Source organism: Paenibacillus antarcticus (genome assembly GCF_001637225.1).
Lineage (GTDB): Bacteria > Bacillota > Bacilli > Paenibacillales > Paenibacillaceae > Paenibacillus_AQ > Paenibacillus_AQ antarcticus.
Map to the genome: position 1 here is coordinate 202,702 of NZ_LVJI01000018.1, position 17,996 is coordinate 220,697.

Annotated in this window: 19 protein-coding genes; all 19 read right to left on the minus strand. The window is 39.3% G+C overall.

Annotated features, from left to right (window positions below; all coding sequences use genetic code 11):
* Positions 1–22: 22 nt before the first annotated feature.
* Positions 23–790 carry an isoprenyl transferase gene (locus PBAT_RS14150; RefSeq protein WP_068650605.1) on the minus strand — a complete coding sequence of 256 codons (768 nt, stop codon included), beginning with the start codon at positions 788–790 and terminating at the stop codon, positions 23–25.
* A 226-nt stretch (positions 791–1,016) separates the two neighbouring features.
* Positions 1,017–1,571 carry a ribosome recycling factor gene (gene frr / locus PBAT_RS14155; RefSeq protein WP_068534628.1) on the minus strand — a complete coding sequence of 185 codons (555 nt, stop codon included), beginning with the start codon at positions 1,569–1,571 and terminating at the stop codon, positions 1,017–1,019.
* Positions 1,571–2,299 carry a UMP kinase gene (pyrH, locus tag PBAT_RS14160; RefSeq protein WP_068534625.1) on the minus strand — a complete coding sequence of 243 codons (729 nt, stop codon included), beginning with the start codon at positions 2,297–2,299 and terminating at the stop codon, positions 1,571–1,573. Before pyrH ends, frr begins: the two co-directional genes overlap by 1 nt.
* Before the next feature lie 168 nt (positions 2,300–2,467).
* On the minus strand, positions 2,468–3,118 hold the full coding sequence (gene tsf, locus PBAT_RS14165) for a translation elongation factor Ts (protein ID WP_068580343.1): 651 nt from the start codon (positions 3,116–3,118) through the stop codon (positions 2,468–2,470).
* 228 nt (positions 3,119–3,346) lie between these two features.
* Complete coding sequence (gene rpsB, locus PBAT_RS14170) at positions 3,347–4,045, minus strand: 30S ribosomal protein S2 (protein WP_068534617.1); 699 nt, start codon at positions 4,043–4,045, stop codon at positions 3,347–3,349.
* A 233-nt stretch (positions 4,046–4,278) separates the two neighbouring features.
* Positions 4,279–4,917, minus strand: a complete 639-nt coding sequence (locus tag PBAT_RS14175) for an MltG/YceG/YrrL family protein (RefSeq protein WP_068650606.1) — start codon at positions 4,915–4,917, stop codon at positions 4,279–4,281.
* Positions 4,917–5,477 (minus strand): hypothetical protein, encoded by a 561-nt coding sequence (locus tag PBAT_RS14180; protein WP_246168186.1) that lies wholly within the window; start codon positions 5,475–5,477, stop codon positions 4,917–4,919. The genes PBAT_RS14175 and PBAT_RS14180 overlap by 1 nt, the downstream gene beginning before the upstream one ends.
* A 37-nt stretch (positions 5,478–5,514) precedes the next feature.
* Complete coding sequence (locus PBAT_RS14185; protein ID WP_246168872.1) at positions 5,515–5,835, minus strand: hypothetical protein; 321 nt, start codon at positions 5,833–5,835, stop codon at positions 5,515–5,517.
* Positions 5,836–5,885: 50 nt separating this feature from the next.
* Positions 5,886–7,289 (minus strand): DUF342 domain-containing protein, encoded by a 1,404-nt coding sequence (locus PBAT_RS14190; protein ID WP_068650608.1) that lies wholly within the window; start codon positions 7,287–7,289, stop codon positions 5,886–5,888.
* A gap of 53 nt (positions 7,290–7,342) precedes the next feature.
* Positions 7,343–8,131: a FliA/WhiG family RNA polymerase sigma factor gene (locus tag PBAT_RS14195; RefSeq protein ID WP_068650609.1), complete on the minus strand. Its 789-nt coding sequence runs from the start codon at positions 8,129–8,131 to the stop codon at positions 7,343–7,345.
* Positions 8,132–8,146: 15 nt separating this feature from the next.
* A complete protein-coding gene (locus PBAT_RS14200; protein ID WP_248912429.1) occupies positions 8,147–8,551 on the minus strand; it encodes a hypothetical protein in 405 nt (134 codons plus the stop codon).
* A gap of 14 nt (positions 8,552–8,565) precedes the next feature.
* Complete coding sequence (locus PBAT_RS14205) at positions 8,566–9,060, minus strand: chemotaxis protein CheD (RefSeq protein ID WP_068650611.1); 495 nt, start codon at positions 9,058–9,060, stop codon at positions 8,566–8,568.
* Positions 9,053–9,679: a chemotaxis protein CheC gene (locus tag PBAT_RS14210; protein WP_068650612.1), complete on the minus strand. Its 627-nt coding sequence runs from the start codon at positions 9,677–9,679 to the stop codon at positions 9,053–9,055. Before PBAT_RS14210 ends, PBAT_RS14205 begins: the two co-directional genes overlap by 8 nt.
* A 3-nt stretch (positions 9,680–9,682) precedes the next feature.
* Positions 9,683–10,144, minus strand: a complete 462-nt coding sequence (locus PBAT_RS14215) for a chemotaxis protein CheW (protein ID WP_068650613.1) — start codon at positions 10,142–10,144, stop codon at positions 9,683–9,685.
* Positions 10,145–10,202: 58 nt separating this feature from the next.
* Entirely contained in the window at positions 10,203–12,284 is a 2,082-nt protein-coding gene (locus tag PBAT_RS14220) for a chemotaxis protein CheA (RefSeq protein WP_068650614.1), read from the minus strand.
* A 32-nt stretch (positions 12,285–12,316) separates the two neighbouring features.
* On the minus strand, positions 12,317–13,627 hold the full coding sequence (locus PBAT_RS14225) for a protein-glutamate methylesterase/protein-glutamine glutaminase (protein WP_068650615.1): 1,311 nt from the start codon (positions 13,625–13,627) through the stop codon (positions 12,317–12,319).
* Between the two features lie 37 nt (positions 13,628–13,664).
* Positions 13,665–14,564 carry a MinD/ParA family protein gene (locus PBAT_RS14230; protein WP_068650616.1) on the minus strand — a complete coding sequence of 300 codons (900 nt, stop codon included), beginning with the start codon at positions 14,562–14,564 and terminating at the stop codon, positions 13,665–13,667.
* Positions 14,561–15,949, minus strand: coding sequence for a flagellar biosynthesis GTPase FlhF (flhF, locus tag PBAT_RS14235; protein ID WP_068650617.1), 1,389 nt, complete (start codon positions 15,947–15,949; stop codon positions 14,561–14,563). The genes PBAT_RS14230 and flhF overlap by 4 nt, the downstream gene beginning before the upstream one ends.
* The gene (gene flhA, locus PBAT_RS14240) at positions 15,946–17,979 is read right to left on the minus strand and encodes a flagellar biosynthesis protein FlhA (RefSeq protein ID WP_068650618.1); all 2,034 of its coding nucleotides are present in this window, start codon (positions 17,977–17,979) and stop codon (positions 15,946–15,948) included. The genes flhF and flhA overlap by 4 nt, the downstream gene beginning before the upstream one ends.
* Between the last annotated feature and the right edge of the window lie 17 nt (positions 17,980–17,996).

A 17,996-nucleotide genomic window follows, 5' to 3' on the forward strand; every position in this document is an offset into this window, starting at 1 on the left:
CGATTTTCATCCTCTACTTGAGTTATGACAGCCCACCGTATCGTCTTGTTCTACGCTGATATTCAGCGACAGCATCATGTAAATGATCCTTATTAAACTCAGGCCAGTAAATATCGGTGAACCATAATTCACTATATGCCAACTGCCATAGCATAAAGTTGCTAATTCTCATCTCTCCGCTTGTACGGATCAACAGGTCTGGATCAGGAATACCATGGGTTTTTAAATGCTTTTCAATCAATTCAGCATTGATATCCTCTGCTTTTAATCTACCTGCTTCAATCTCATGTCCAAGCAATGTCATGCCATCCGTTATTTCTTTACGGCCACCATAGTTCAGCGCGAAATTGAGTACAAGCCCATCATTACCCGCTGTACGTTCCATAGCATCTTCCATCGCTTTCAACGTATGATTAGGTAATTTATCTTTATCACCCATCATACGAATCTGTACGTTTCGTTCAATTAATTCATCCAACTCAATCGCGAGAAATTCTTGGGGAAGTCGCATAAGGAAATCTACTTCGTCTTTAGGACGTTTCCAGTTCTCCGTAGAGAAAGCGTACATCGTTAAATATTTAATACCCAGGTCATCCGCAGCAATCGTTGCTCGCTTAACAGCCTTCATTCCGTTATGATGCCCTACTATCCGAGGTAATCCGAGACGTTTCGCCCAACGACCGTTTCCATCCATGATAATTGCTACATGTTCAGGAATATTATCAGCAGTAATATCCAACGGCTTCGGACTGTCTTTATGCATCCACCATGATCGAATTCGTTTGATCATTCCATTTCCTCCAAGCCACTTTCTGCAAGTTGAAACTGATATTCACACTACACCTACATGGTTAAAGAAAGTTATTTCCTATTCAAGAAGAGACGGATACCCGCCCCTTAAGGACGGGTATCCGTCTCTTCGGAAATATAAGAAATAGCATACCAAGTAAAACTTATACTTTCTTATATTTTAAAAAGAGACAAACCCCACCATAAAAGGAGGGGCCATAAGTCTCTTATACGTCCATGATCTCTTTTTCTTTCACCAAGAGAACCTTGTCGACTTCGGCACTATATTTATCCGTCATCTTTTGAATATCTTCTTGATGTTTGTGGGATTCATCTTCAGTAATATCTGTTTTTTCCAATTTCTTAATATCATCATTTGCATCACGGCGAATATTACGGATAGCAATTTTTGCTTCTTCACCGAATTTTTTAGTTGTTTTAACCAATTCAACCCGACGCTCTTCAGTAAGGGCAGGTATTGTCAAACGGATCATAGTCCCGTCATTGGAAGGTGTAATTCCAATATCTGACTTTGAAATCGCTCTTTCAATCTCTTGTAACGAAGATTTGTCCCAAGGCTGAATCATCAACGTACGAGAATCCGGCGTGTTAATGTTAGCTAATTGACTGAGTGGTGTAGGCGCTCCATAATACTCAACTTGAATTCGATCAAGAAGAGCAGGTGCCGCACGACCTGCACGCAGTGAAGCAAGATCACGTTTCAAAGCAAGAATCGCTTTTTCCATACGTTCTTCAGCACTTTTTCTAATAGCTTGTGGCATTAGTCTACACTCCCTTTAACAATCGTTCCAATTTTCTCACCTAATACAACACGTTTAATGTTTCCTAGTTCAGTGATTGCAAATACGATGAGTGGGATATTATTATCCATACACAAGGATGATGCCGTAGAGTCCATCACACCTAGATTTTTGTTAAGTACTTCCATGTAAGTCAACTGTTCATATTTCTCAGCTGTTTCGTCTTTAAACGGATCAGCAGAATACACGCCATCCACTTTATTCTTCGCCATCAAGATCACTTCAGCTTCAATCTCCGCAGCACGTAAAGCAGCTGTTGTATCAGTTGAGAAGTACGGATTGCCTGTTCCAGCAGCAAAGATAACGACGCGACCTTTTTCAAGATGGCGTATAGCTCTGCGTCGGATATAAGGTTCGGCAATCTGTTGCATCGCAATGGACGTCTGAACTCTTGTAGGCACATCAATTTGTTCTAATGCATCCTGTAACGCTAGTGAGTTCATTACTGTTGCTAACATCCCCATATAATCAGCTGTAGCACGATCAAAGCCATTAGCGCTACCTGCGATTCCACGCCAGATGTTACCGCCACCACATACGATAGCTACTTCAACACCAAGTTCAACAACTTCTTTAACTTGTACTGCGATCGATGCGATAGTATCAGCATCAATACCATATCCAGTCTGTCCGGAGAGAGATTCACCACTGACTTTTAAGACCACTCTTTTAAATACTGGCTGTTCCAATGTAAAACCTCCACTTTGCGAAGGCGCTAATAAGTCCGCGCCAGTTTTTATGTCTATATTCACCGTATAAGAAGCATAAATACATCTTATATGTTAAAAAAGAAGGAACACATTGTGTTCCACTCTTCTTTATGTCTATTATTATAACACTTTTTTTGTGTATGATTATTAATGTTTAACTTGTGCCATTACTTCATCTACGAAGTTATCTTCTTTTTTCTCTAGACCTTCACCAAGTTCAAAACGAACAAAGCGACGAATAGAAATGTTTTCACCAATTTTGCTGATTTTCTCATTCAACATCATTGAAATCGTTTTGTCTGGATCTTTAATGAAGGATTGCTCCATCAAGCAGATTTCTTCATAGAACTTACTGATACGACCTTCAACCATTTTTGCAATGATTTTCTCAGGTTTACCTTCATTTAATGCTTGTGATTTCAAAACTTCCATTTCTCTGTCAACTTCTTCTTGAGGCACTTCTTCACGACGAACATAAAGTGGGTTAGCTGCTGCAATTTGCATCGCAATATCACGAGCAAAAGACTTGAATTCTTCAGTTTTACCAACGAAGTCAGTTTCACTGTTAATTTCTACAAGCACACCAATTTTTCCGCCTGCGTGAATGTATGATTCTACAGTACCCTCAGTAGCAGCACGTCCTGCTTTATTAGCAGCTGCCGATAATCCTTTTTCACGAAGAAAATCGATTGCTTTTTCAACATCACCATTTGTTTCATCAAGTGCTTTCTTACAATCCAACATTCCTGCTCCCGTTCTTTCACGAAGCTCTTTCACTGCGCTAGCGTTAACTGCCATTTAATATTCCCTCCAAAAATGATATAGTATTTCAATTTAATTCAATAATCCAAGTAGAAATGATCGTCCCAGCGGAGCCGATATCTAACTTCCGTGATAAATATTACGAAAGTATGGGTGACACCTATACTTTCGTAATATTTTAAAAAAAGGGCAGTGAGAGGTTATAAACCTGCCAACCACCCTTTTCATTTTAATTCATTTATTTATGAATTACCCAATGCTATATTAGGCTGTTGGTTCTTCAACTTGTTGAGCTTCAACAATGGCATCAGCCATTTTACCAGTCAATAGTTTAACAGCACGAATTGCATCGTCATTACCAGGAATAACATAGTCAATTTCGTCTGGATCACAGTTAGTATCAACGATACCTACGATTGGAATACCCAATTTGCGAGCTTCTGCAACCGCAATACGTTCTTTACGAGGATCAATGATGAACAAGGCACTTGGTAGGCCCTTCATGTTCTTGATTCCGCCTAGGAATTTCTCAAGACGATCTTTCTCTTTGCGAAGAAGGATAACTTCTTTTTTAGGTAGTACAGCGAATGTACCGTCTTCTTCCCATTTTTCAAGCTCTTTCAAGCGGAAAATACGTTTTTGAATTGTTTCGAAGTTAGTTAGAGTTCCGCCCAACCAACGTTGATTGATGTAGAACATTCCACAACGTTCAGCTTCTTCTTTCACGGAATCTTGTGCTTGTTTCTTTGTTCCTACGAAAAGGATAGTTCCGTTTTCTTCAGAAACACTTTTCACGAAGTTATAAGCTTCCTCTACCTTTTTAACTGTTTTTTGCAAGTCAATAATGTAGATACCGTTTCTTTCAGTGAAAATATAACGATCCATCTTTGGATTCCAGCGGCGAGTTTGGTGACCGAAATGTACGCCTGCTTCCAAAAGTTGCTTCATGGATATTACTCCCATTTTAAGCGCCTCCTAATATTGGTTTTTTGTGTCCTCCGCCAACCGTCATTTCCCTTAAAGACTTTCTAATAAAGAAAGCACCCTTACAGGGATCACTTGGCGTGTGTTTTTAACACCGACAATTAATATACCATAAGTTATATGTCGATGCAACCATTTTCATCATGAATATAGTTTGTTTTTGTGAGAAAACAAGATGTGAAATGTAAACAATAAAAAAACGTCTGCTAAAATTAGCGAGACGATTGTAATCGAATTTTGGATATAATTGATTCAATGTTTTCACCTTTAGTAAAGGTGTAACTCCCGTCGCGAATCTTTCTATTTATCTTTTGATCTACAGCTTGTTTAATAAATTGCTCACTACTTCCGATCACACCTATTTTTTCTAAATCGTCTGCAATTTTTGTCAAGTTACTTCCCTTTTTGATATTGTATTCTACTATTTGAGATTTTGCCTTAGCAGGAGCCACTGGGGTCTTTGGAGGTGACGTACTTTGTGCTTGTGGTGACTGTATTATAGAAGGAGCACTCTCACTCACATTCTGCTCAAGTTGTTCTGGAGATGATGGTTGAACAGGTTCTATAGTCGGTTTAGTCTTCGTTGGTGATAGCGTCGACTTGCCTTGAGGATCATCACTCTGTTCATCCTTTTGTTGCTGCCATTGTTCGTTCGTCATTAATTGCTCAGATGATTCAATCACCTTCAAATCCATCGCTTTGGCTTTCTCTTCTAATTGTTGCCTAGTCAAATCAGCAGATTGACCTGCAGTTATTGAGACTTGACCCTCGCCCACGATCATCAATTGAAGAAGAATTGCTCCTATAATGAGTCCGATGCCTAACCCGCTCATAAATGAACGATTCTTCATTACCGTAACTCCTCCTGTTTCGCTAGTTGAAGAATCAGTTGAACTTCACCGCGTTGAAGCCCGACTAATTTGCCAATAATATCAATCGATTTACCTTGATTGTATAATTCGAACAATTCTGAATAACGATGTTTAATAGAGTTCACAGTTTCAGGCACCTCATCAGATGGCTCATTTTCAGGCAAATTAGTCGTTATCACCCCAACATTCTGTATCTCCGCTAATGCTGTTACTTGAAGAGGCTTTTCCTTCTCAACATCAGTGATACGAGCACCTTGTTGTACTGAGCGTTGTTCCACCTCAAGTAACCTTTGCCGCATTTCTTTCAGCTGTTCTTCCATTGCCATATGCTTAGCGGAAGTATCTTTCTTCATTTGTCCAACCAGTTCAACCAATGTATCATTTTCCTCTTCTATATCGGCCATATACTGCTCTAAAGTGGATTCCACTTCTTTGACCACTTGTTCCGAGGACATCTTATCTGATTGCCTTTTGGGTAGCATCACAGCATATACCAAAGCTGCAGCCCCCAACATGACGATTATAATCCATGGTTTCAAAAGTCTCTAATCTCCTTTGATCTGTCCAGCAGAAAATTTAAAGAGACAGATCGATATGATGTCCCTTGTATGGGTGCTCAGCCGGTTGTTGCTCTGAGGGATGATCTTGTTGTTTATTAGAAGGTGGCTGAGACTGCCCGTCACTGTCAGTGGAATGCTGTTGCTTCCCCTCTTCACGAATCGAGGACTTTGCTGTATCAGTAACACCCGAACTACGTTGTCGCATCTCACGGCTTTCCTTAATTTGTTGATTCATTAATAAACTTTGTTCTTGAGCGGATCTATGATGAAGCTCGTTTTGTATTTTCCCTACTTCTTGGGTTCTCGGCACTGCGATTTGTAACTCTACCGATTTCATACTCACGATATCACCTCACTCTGGAGAAATTTATACCTATAAATATTCCGTTATATATAAGGAGCCATCGATATATCACCTTCGGAATAATAAAAGGAAACACGTTCTGAAGTATCTTTGACAAAACGGGTGTATCTCCCAATAACAATCTTCGAACCACCATAAATCGTATTGACGATTTCAACTTTAGATTTACTTGTATCTTCAAGCATCTTTTCTATTTCCAATATCCGTTCTTTAATTTCATACTGCTCTTTAACATGGGATTTAAGAGTTGTGTTCAATTTAACACGCATGCTCAATTTGTCAGGTGACAATTGTCCAACTGAAGCTAATTGATTTAATAGATTTAAAGCTTGCTCTGTTTTCACTACATTATCGTTTTGAAACCTTTGTTGATTCCTAAGATCTGTTAATTCATTTCGTAATTCAGGTACCACACCTACTTCAATGGTTGTGATTGTTGACATCGTATTACCGACAGTCCGAGCGATAACTTTTTCACCTGCCTGAATACTTCCACCTACAATGAGACCCTTTACATCTTTACATATCACATTTTTAGCAGCTCTTATAGTAGAGTGCATAATACTTTGAGATACAATCACGTCTCCACCAGCAATCACATTTCCATCTTGAATGAAAGATGTTTTTACATTTACTCCTGCTTTGACGTGTCCTTTGTTGTAGCCGATAATACCACTTGTAATTTCAACTGATCCATCAGCATCAATCTCAGCACCTTCTACTCCGCCGATCACGCGAACATCTCCAGCAGCTTTAATTCTAAACCCAGTGAGTACATTGCCACGAATAATAACATTACCTACAAAATCAATATTTCCTACGCTGTAATCTACATCACCATTAACTTCATAAATTGGAAATACGTTGATTTTTCTTTTATCTGCGATGGTTATCATCCCATCGAGAGAGGCATACAAGGCTGTTTTATCTGCATTAACAACAACATTTTTACCTACTTTAAAATTAGCTTCTTTGCCCATCTTAAATGGAATTACTTCGTTTGTAACCGACATCCCTGACTTACCAGGTATAGGCGCTATTCGTTTAGCAATAATTTGACCTTTTCGTACATTGTTGAGATTATTTATTTCCTTATGATCTACCTTTCCATCTTCAGATTCCAATGGACTATGACCCTCAACTATTTTCATAACCATTTCAATTCGACCATCTATACCTTGAACAGGAGAAAACCCGAACGCAATCGGAGTCTTCGCCGAATAGAACTTTTGGGGATTATTTGCAATTTGTTGGAGTGTAAACCGATCTATACCATACTTAACTTCGTTCGTATGAATAAATCGTTCGAGTTCTTCCTGCGTGCACCTGAATTCTTCGTCTTGTTTCAAGAACTGGAGGTAAGCTTCAGTTTTGTCATCAGAAATACTCACTATTAAATAAGATTCAAGCAAATAGTGGTCCGTCAAACTTATTCCCCCTTTATACATCTCTTCACATATCCAATGGATATAAGTACGCTTTAGTCATTTTCCATCAATAATCCTTTATTTTTCTGTAAAGTCCCTCTTAACCTAAGGATAGCTTTAGAATGAAGCTGTGAAATACGAGAAGGTGAGAGAGACATCACTTCTGCTATTTCACTCAGTGAAAGATCTTCATAATATAGAAGTGATACAACAGTTCGTTCTTTATCTGTAAGTTTTTCTATGCCTTTTATTAAAGATTCCTTCATATAAAATTCATTAATTTTATAATCAGGATTCCTAGCCTTCTCATCAATCATCATGCTCAATCGAGTTTCTGATTCTTCCTCTCGAATCGGATCCTCTAATGAACACAATGTCATAACCGCTACTTCCTGAAGCATATTATGGTACTCTTTTTCAGTCAGTTCTAAATATTCGCTCATCTCCGAATCATTTACAGAACGAAGATATCTTTGCTCCAAATGTTGAAATGCATCTTCAATTTTTTTCGCCTTTTCACGAACAGAACGTGGCACCCAATCGCCCTGACGTAATGAATCAAGGATTGCCCCACGTACGCGCCAGGAACCGTAGGTTTCGAATTGAAACCCGCGTTTGTAATCGAATTTATCTATCGCATCGATAAGACCCATAACACCGTTACTAGCCAAATCATCTTTGGAAACATTCTTTGGAAGACCTATTGCCAAACGACTAGAAACGTAGTCAACAATATGCAAGTAATTCTCAATAAGCTTCTTTTTAGCTTCAATGTCGTCATGTTCCTTCCATGACATCCACAAGTCCATATGATTCAGGTTAGAAACTTTCTGCTCAATCAAGTCCTTTCACCCTCCTTATTTTTCTGTCAGGTGACGAACGGCCTTAGCTAATTGCTCAGGATCTTGCGCGGAAACTAATTTCGGTAGATTCAGCGGTGTAAATCCGGTGTCACTTTCAACAGATGATTCAGGCCTTGGTGTTAACAGATCATTCAATTCTTCGCTGTCATTAGGTAACGTTAAATCAAATCGCGTACCTCGTTGATCGTTACTCTGTTCAACTTCAATCTGTCTTTGGAGCTCATTATCTGCATGTGATGTCATAAGGCCCAATACCCATCTGAAAACAAAAGCAAGCACAAACCAGATAACAAAAGCAAGCAACGATCTAATTAAACTCGTCATGTAAAGATTATTTAAGGATGACGTTATGAACGTGAGTATAAATCCAAAAGCAGCAATCAATAAATTAAATCGCATATTTCTCATTTTCTCTACAATTCCTTTGCGCCCATTTGTACACTACGGATGAATAATATGCCAGTACTGCAGTCAAGTTCAATCGTTCGTCCATAGTTTCCACCCGTATCTTCCCCAATAAGAGGAATACCAAGCTCTTGTAATTTTGTTCTACATGATTCCGCATTTCTTGGTCCAATTCTCATGGTGTCATTTTTTCCACCAAAGGCAAACATCTGTGAACCACCCGCCATTTTTGCTACAAGATTACTCTTAGAGGAACCCATTTTCTGAAGTCTCTCTAAAAGTGCTGGTAAAGCCGTATCTGCGTATTTAGCAATATTAAGTTCGCCATCTCGTGCAATTTCAGAAGAGGGTAACATCACATGTGCCATCCCTGCCAAGTGAAGAATTGGATCATACATTGTAAGCCCTATGCAAGAACCTAATCCAGAAGTTCGAATCAGTCCGTATTGTTTAATGACATTTAGGTCAGCCATAGCTACTTTCACAACATTTTGCTCAATCATTCTCGAAAGGCACTCCTAAAGATTCGAATATTATAGCAAACGATTCCGGGTCAGGTATCAGGAAAAATTGACCCTCAACTTCATGATTTCCTTCTAGAAATGTAGTGTCAATGAGCAATGCATCATCTCCCATTTCTCCGTACTGTAGAAGGCCATAGCTTAATATAGCTCCTGCCATATCAATAGCTAACGATGGCACTGTTGGAGACATAGATAACTTTGTCAAATCCGCAAGTGCTGACAGATAAGATCCTGATAGTATGTTTCCAATCTCATTGAGTGCAGATATCTCCATATCATTAAAAGAATCATCATTAGCGACCTTAATTCCAGCTAGACGTCTCAGAAGACTCTTGGCAGATTTAGGGCTTAATATAAAAAACAAGTTACCAGGTGCATCGCCTTCAACCCTTAGAAATATGGCTACTACGACTTGTTCTGATCCCCCAACTTTGTCAGAAACTTCTTCAAACCGGAGAATTTGAACTTTAGGAACGGCCATATCGATTGGCTTATTTAGAAGGCGAGAAAGTGCTGTTGCAGCATTTCCTGCTCCTATATTACCAACTTCCTTCAGAACATCCATTTTAAATTCTTTAAAATGCTTAAAGACTCGCATCCTTTATTCCTCAATACTTTCCAATTGAATAATTTCATTCTTATTCAGTACTTCTGACAGATTGAGCATAATAAGAAGGCGTTCTTCGTCGATCTTGGCAACTCCTTGAAGATATTTAGCTTTAATTCCCCCAACAACCTCTGGTGGATTCTCAATTTTATCTGTATTCAGGTCAATAACATCGTTAGCAGAATCTACAATGAATCCTACTTCCATTTCATTTACAGCAACTATAATAATACGGGTACTTTCTGTGTACTCTATCAAAGGTAGGCTAAATCGCCCACGCAAATCAATAATAGGAATAACAACTCCACGTAAATTAATAACACCTTTTACAAAAGTGAACGTTTTGGGAACACGTGTGATGGGAACCATCCGTTCAATTGTCTGAACTTTATCCACTTCGATACCGTACTCTTCGTCTCCTAATTTAAACACGATGACCTTAATATCTTCTCCCATTTAAAAAACCTCCTAATGATTTTCCGCTACCTATATTACCCTCGCATTTACCTTGAAACTATTTGATGAATTCGTTCGGATCTAGAATCAAGGCAACCTGACCATCTCCAAGTATAGTTGCACCCGATACCCCTTTAATCTGAGGTAAGTATTTCCCTAGACTCTTCAGTACAATTTCACTTTGCCCTATGAAATCTTCTATAGCTAAAGCAGCCATCTTTTCACCTTTTCGAATCACGATAATCTCTGACTCTTCTTCTTTACTCTCGTCGAAATCAGGAACGCTAAATATACGACTAAGCGAAATCAACGGAATTTGTACGCCTCGAAACTCAACCATTTTATAACCATGAACTGTTCGAATTTGATTTCGTTTTATAACACCAGTCTCTACAATAGATGTAAGCGGAATGGCATACTTTTCTGATCCTAATTGCACTAACATGGCCGAAATAATGGATAACGTTAGTGGTAATTGAACTGAGAAATTCGTTCCTTTGCCTGGGGTAGAAATAATAGTTACATGCCCACCCAGAGCAGTAATCTTCGCTCTCACGACATCCAACCCAACGCCGCGGCCAGAAACATCTGAAATGACTTCTGCTGTGCTGAAGCCAGCTGCAAAAAGAAGTTGGTAAACTTCTTCATCAGTCATAGCCGCTCCTTCCGCTTCAGTTACAACACCCTTTTTAATGGCTGACTTAAGAACATTCTCGCGGTAGATGCCACGGCCATCTTCTTCAATCTCAATAAACACATGATTTCCACTATGAAAAGCACGTAAGTTCACCGTACCTACTTCTGATTTCCCAGCAGCCAATCGCTCTGCAACAGATTCAATGCCATGGTCAACAGCATTTCGAATCAAATGTACAAGCGGATCTCCGATTTCATCAATAACGGTTCGATCTAGCTCTGTCTCAGAACCTGTAATAACTAAATCAATCTTCTTGTCTAAAGATTTGGCTAAGTCACGTATCATCCGCGGGAATCGATTAAATACGGTGTCGACTGGAACCATTCGAAGCTTCAGTACAATATTTTGAAGATCAGAACTTACACGACTCATATGCTCTACAGTTTCTGTTAGCTCATGATTTCGAGCTTCACTTGCCAATTGTTCCAAACGGACACGATCAATTAACAGCTCACTAAAAAGATTCATTAGGACATCGAGTCGCTCAATATCGACACGAATTGTACGAGTTGGCGTACCGCTATTTGTTTTGACTACTTCCTTTGGAGCTTGACTCGTTGGCTGAGTAGTTGCTTGAGGTACTAGCACATTGGAACCCGTTGTTTTTTCCAATTCCAATTCTGCTGTAGCCGCAACTTCTTTGGAAGAATTACTCATCTCGCCCATCAAATTCAAAGATTCACGATCTAATTCCACGATACTCACCTTATCAATTTCGGATAAGTTTAGTATCATCTGCTTCATTTCATCTACACTTTTTTGTGTTATGTAATATAATGAAAAACTCCGATCAAACTTCTCCTGCTCAATATCTTCTACCGATGGATGAGTCTTAATTACCTCACCGGATCTTTCCAATAAATCAAATACCATATAAGCACGGACTGCTTTCAAATGGCAATCTTCACGAATAAAGACTTCCAGATACAGCGCACGATGCCCTTCCATAATGGACTGATCCAAGATCGAAAATTGAAACTCATCTAATTGAATAGAATGATTCATATTGTCTTTTACTTCATCCACTTTTGTACTCGTATTCCCGCCTTGAGGTGATGGTATCTCACCAAGTACGATTGCCTGTAATGAAGTTACTATCAATGACACATCGGCTTTACCGGTACCACCGTTTATAATATCTTCAACCATAGATTCTAGGGCATCCAAACTTTTAAATAATGTATCAAATATAAAATCTTGCATGGCTAGCTTTTCATTACGTACCAAATCTAGTACATTCTCCATTTGATGCGTTAATGACGCAAGGTCTTCATACCCCATTGTTGCAGCCATACCTTTAAGCGTATGAGCCGATCTAAATATTACTTGTACAATACTTAAATCATCTGGATTAGTCTCCAGTTCAAGCATTTTTTCGTTTAGCGATTGCAGATGATCGTTCGACTCGTCAATAAACATAGATAAATATTGATTCATGTCCATTGAGATACACCCCCTTGTGAGATCACTTTCTATTATTTCATCATTCGAACTAGCATATTAGGAATATCTAATAGTGGTAAAATATGCCTCACACAATTCAATTCCACAGCTGAACGAGGCATACCATACACAACACATGTTTCTTCACTTTCAGCATAGGTGTCGGTTACACCTGAATCATATAAAGTCTTCATTCCTTTGGCACCATCACTTCCCATACCTGTCAGTAGAACTACGTGACGAGTTAGCGTATTAAATGGGAGCAATGAATCAAACATGGTATCAACGGAAGGCCGATGCCCATTACGTGTCCCTTCCTCAGTTAAAGAAATTTCATAATGGCCAGCAGACGCCCGTACGATCTTCATATGGAATCCGCCAGGTGCAATATAGGCATATCCTTTATACAAGACCATACCTTGCTCACCTTCCACTACTTCAAGCGAGCTGAAAGAATTAAGCCGCTGAGCAAGTGATTTAGTGAATTTAGGCGGCATATGCTGCACAATCACTACTGGAGCTGGTAATTCCCCTGGAATCCTCTCCAAGAGTTCCTTCAAAGCTCTAGGTCCGCCAGTTGAGCAACCTATAGCAACAAGATGTTGGAAAGAACTGGTATCACTTTCTATTCCACTTGAAATCTTACTGGGAGGATTACCCATCACTAATGGCATCATCTCTTTGATTGTTTTCGTACGTTTAGTCTGATTGAGATCCTTGTCCAAAGGTGGTTTATTATTGGATACTATCGGGCTACTAATAACCTTTGGTGTTTGCTCTATCTTCTTGGAAAGAGCTTCATGTTTCTTGTGCCCTTTCACCGTATTAATGATTTCTGATAGAGGCTTATTAAACTCACGTATAGGATTTGAGAGAATACTTATTTGTTTCTTTATTCCTTCAGATCTAATAAGTTCTTTAGCTTGCCAAGCAGCTCTTCGTTCCTTGGCTTGCATCGCGACCTTCATTTTCTCAAGAAGAAGTTCGCCAACTTGAATTATATCATTAGTGATGCTTGCAGAAGGTTTTCTGATGAAGTCAAATGCCCCGGACTCCAGTGCGATGATTGTTTCTCTCATCCCTTCTTCATTAACTCCTGATAACATAATTACTGGAATGGGATTATCCATCATAATCGCATTTAATGCTTCCAAACCATTCATTTCAGGCATCTCGACATCCATAGTGACAATATCGGGCTTTAATTCAGATACTTTCATTAAAGCTTCCCAGCCATTAACTGCCGTTCCAACCACTTGGAAAGAAGAATCCCTTTCAATAAGATCAGAAATGATCTTTCGCATAAAAGGAGAGTCATCCACAACAACAACCTTATAATGCATTATGATACATACCTCCCTGTGTCTTTTTACAGAAGAATCATTTTGTACGATGTAGCCACTTATGCATAAATCCTTTGATTCCTGTCAAAGTTTCTCTTTCTGAAGCGGAAGGGACAATCGCATAATGCTTTGCAAGACGTTGAACATCTTTTGAGGCCACACTATTAGGAAAAGCTATGGAGAATGGCACTTGTTTCTTCACAGCTTGAACCACATGCGAATCATCACTTATATAACCAAGCATAGGGATATCAATATCAAGAAATTTTCGAGCTACGAGTTTGATTTTATTAGCTGTAAACAATGCTTCTTTTTCATCGTCCACTCTATTTACAATCAGTTGAAACCCTACATCTTGATCGATACCATGTATTATTTTGATCAATGCATAAGCATCTGTAATTGCCGTTGGTTCAGGTGTAGTTACCACAAGACATTCATCAGCGGAAGTAATGAACTGTATATTTTCTTTGGACAATCCTGCTCCAGTATCAAAAATAATATAGTCTACCTGACTTGCTAGAAGTTCAATTTGTGAAGTGAAGTATTGGATATCATGTTCTGACAGTGATATGAGATCAGTAATCCCTGATCCTCCTGAAATGTAAGACAACCCATTAGGACCTTTGCCGACTATCTCATGTATACTTTTCTCTCGCTGAAGTAAATGATGTAGGTTATATCTTGAATTCGTTCCCATTAGAACATCGATATTAGCCATACCAATATCAGCATCAAAGATCAATACTTTCTTCCCTAATGACTGTAGGGAAAGAGCAAAGTTCAAGGTGAAATTTGATTTCCCAACACCACCCTTACCACTAGTAACAGTAATAAACTTGGCTAAGCCCGTATCTTGGCTTTCCTGCGTATCCAACGACCGAGCTCTCTCATTGATCGAGACAAGTTTCCTCAAAGATTGAGCTTGATCATTCATGACTCATCTTCCCTCTCTCCCAAAAGGAGGTCACATAACATTTTTTGATTCGGCATCATCAAGTCATCTGGAACATTTTGTCCATTCGTCATATAAGACAGATGAAGTGGAAAGTTATTAAGTAAATTAAATATAGGTCCATAACTTCCGGTCTCATCTTGCTTTGTAAAGATCACCTTATCAAGACCATATTTACTAAAGTGTTCCGTGATTTTCATCATATCTTGTGACTTAGAGGTCAAGCTCAATACCAAGTAAGTCTCGCTGTCTCCAGCGTGTGTCAGCATACTTTGAAGTTCCGAAACTAACAATTCATTTCGATAGTTCCTACCAGCCGTATCCATTAGTATAAGGTCACAATAGTCAAGACGTTGCATAGCTCGTTGCATATCCCCCGGTGATTGGACTACCTCTAAAGGTACATTTAAGATAGACGCATAAGTCCTAAGTTGTTCCACGGCAGATATCCGATAAGTGTCAGATGTGATAAACCCTACTTTGCGCTGATATCTAAACAACTGCTCTGCTGCAAGTTTGGCAATGGTTGTTGTCTTTCCAACACCCGTAGGACCAGCGACATATACAATTTTGGTCGTGCTGTTAATTCCACCACCAAGCCGATTTTCAAGAAAAGAAAATGCTTTATCGTAAATAAATTGGTGGAGTTGGTCATCCGTTAAGGAATGCCCGCTATCCTCCCACTTCTCACAAGCTGCTTCGATCCATTCTGCTCTTAAATGTATGTCCACTTCCTGTTGTATTAGCTGTTCCTGAATTTTTTGAAGGGTTTCCGGTAATTCTTCTTTCATCATCGAATGCTTGGCCATTTTAGCCATCCACAATTTCATTTCTTTTATTTCCTTTAGAAGTGGATCATCCGATACTTGCTGATCTATCAACTTGATTGAGGCTACATGAGTAGGTCGCTCCGATTCTAGTTGTCGTCTCTCTTCAACTAGTTGTTCTTCTGCTACCATTTCAGAAGATGCTGCAACACTCATCGTTGATAATTCAAGATCACGAGCAACATCGTTCATCCCAGCTTTGAGTACATCATTCGTTCTTTTATAAGCTGCCGGAACCGCCCTGTTAGGTACGCTCAATGTCGAAAGACTAGCGTTTGGAACAGCTTTAATAGCATTCACAGCACTCAATTCATTCTTGGTGGTAGCTTGTCTATTAGGACGTGCTGGCTGGCTTTCTTTTACTTGAGATTCTTTCTCTACAGCAGCGACTACTTCAATCCTCTTCTTCGTGAACATACCAAGGAACCCGCCTATTTTTATTTCCTTCGTACTAAGAATGACAGCATCTCTACCTAGTTCACTGCGGATTCGTTGCATGGCATCCGGCATATGTTCGACTATGTACCGCTTCACTCTCATAAATTCACCACTCCAACGCTTTGAATTTCTACATTTGGTTCCAATTCACTATATGAGAGAACGGGTATATCTTGCATGGTACGTTCAATGACTTGTCGTAAATACATACGAATCGTTGGTGATGTTAAGAAGATAGGTTGTTGTCCCGATTGTAGCAACCTATTAATTTGTTCATTTAACTTCTGATATATCGTCTGCGTAGACATGGGATCCAAGGCAAGATAACTACCTTGATCAGACTGCTGCACACTTTCCGAAATTTTCTTCTCTAACGTAGGACCAACGGTTATGACCTTTAGGGTCTCTCCTTCTTGCGAATACTGCTGAGTAATTTGTCTTGATAAGGATTGACGTACATATTCAGTAAGAACATCTGGATCTTTAGAGTAGGTTCCGCAGTCTGCCAATGTCTCAAAAATCGTAACTAAATCACGTACAGAGATTTTCTCACGTAGTAATTTTGATAGCACTTTTTGAACATCCCCCACGGATAACACGGAAGGAATGAGTTCATCGACAAGAACAGGATAATTTTCTCTTAAATTGTCGATAAGTGTCTTTGTTTCTTGTCGACCCAGTAACTCGTGAGCATGCTTCTTAATCAATTCTGTAAGATGAGTCGCAACCACAGAAGGAGGATCGACTACCGTATACCCTGATAATTCAGCACGTTCCTTAGTACTCTCATCAATCCACAATGCTGGAAGACCAAATGCAGGCTCTAAAGTCTCAATCCCTGATATGGAATCGTCATCATAACCTGGACTCATAGCCAAATAGTGATTAAGTAATAATTCACCACCGCCAACGTTATTCCCTTTAATTTTTATGACATATTCATTCGGTTTTAGTTGAATATTGTCGCGAATTCGGATAACAGGGACCACAAGTCCTAATTCAAGTGCACATTGTCGACGGATCATAATAATTCTATCAAGTAAATCCCCACCTTGTTGGGTGTCTGCTAGGGGTATAAGTCCATACCCGAACTCGAATTCAATGGGGTCTACTTGTAATAAATTAATAACACTTTCTGGACTTCTAACCTCTTCAATTTGCTGTTCTTCTTCTAACTGTTCATCAGCTAATTGTCTCTTATCCAAATTCTGTTGCATCTTTCTTGCAGCGAATATTAATAGGAATGCTAGTGGAAGCGTCGTAATAATATGAATCGGTGTAAAGAAACCAAGCATTGCAATAGTCCCACCCACAATGTAGATCAATTTAGGATAAGCGAACAATTGCTTAGTTAAATCATCTGCAAGATTCCCTTCAGACGAAGCGCGTGTCACAATCAGACCAGCAGCAGTAGAAATCAATAAAGCTGGAATCTGACTAACTAGTCCATCACCAATAGTGAGAATAGAGTATGTCGAAATCGCTTCACCGAATCCCATACCGTGGATGGTCATACCAATAATAAATCCACCAACCAAGTTAATGATCAGGATAATAATACTGGCGATAGCATCACCTTTAACGAATTTACTGGCACCATCCATAGCCCCATAGAAGTCTGCTTCACGTTCTACTTTACTACGTCTATCTCTTGCTTGTTTCTCATTGATTAATCCAGCATTTAAATCTGCATCAATACTCATTTGCTTACCAGGCATAGCGTCTAGTGTAAAACGTGCTCCTACTTCAGCAACTCGTTCAGACCCTTTGGTAATCACTATAAATTGCACAACAACTAGGATCAAAAATACGATAAATCCTATTGCAATTTGACCACCTGCGATCCAGCTACCAAATGTCGCAACGACTGTACCTGCTTCTCCCGTAGAAAGAATCAACTTCGTTGTCGATACATTCAATGCAAGACGAAATAATGTTGTAATAAGGAGCAGTGATGGAAATATGGAAAACTCTAGTGCTTCCTTGGTATTCATAGATACCAATAAAATCATGAGTGCAATTGAAATGTTAATCACGAGTAAAATATCTAAAAGCCACGCCGGGATTGGAAGAATCATCATAAGAACAATACCGATGATTCCTGTCAGGACGGTGATTTCTTTAATTTTCACGGTACTCTATGCCTCCA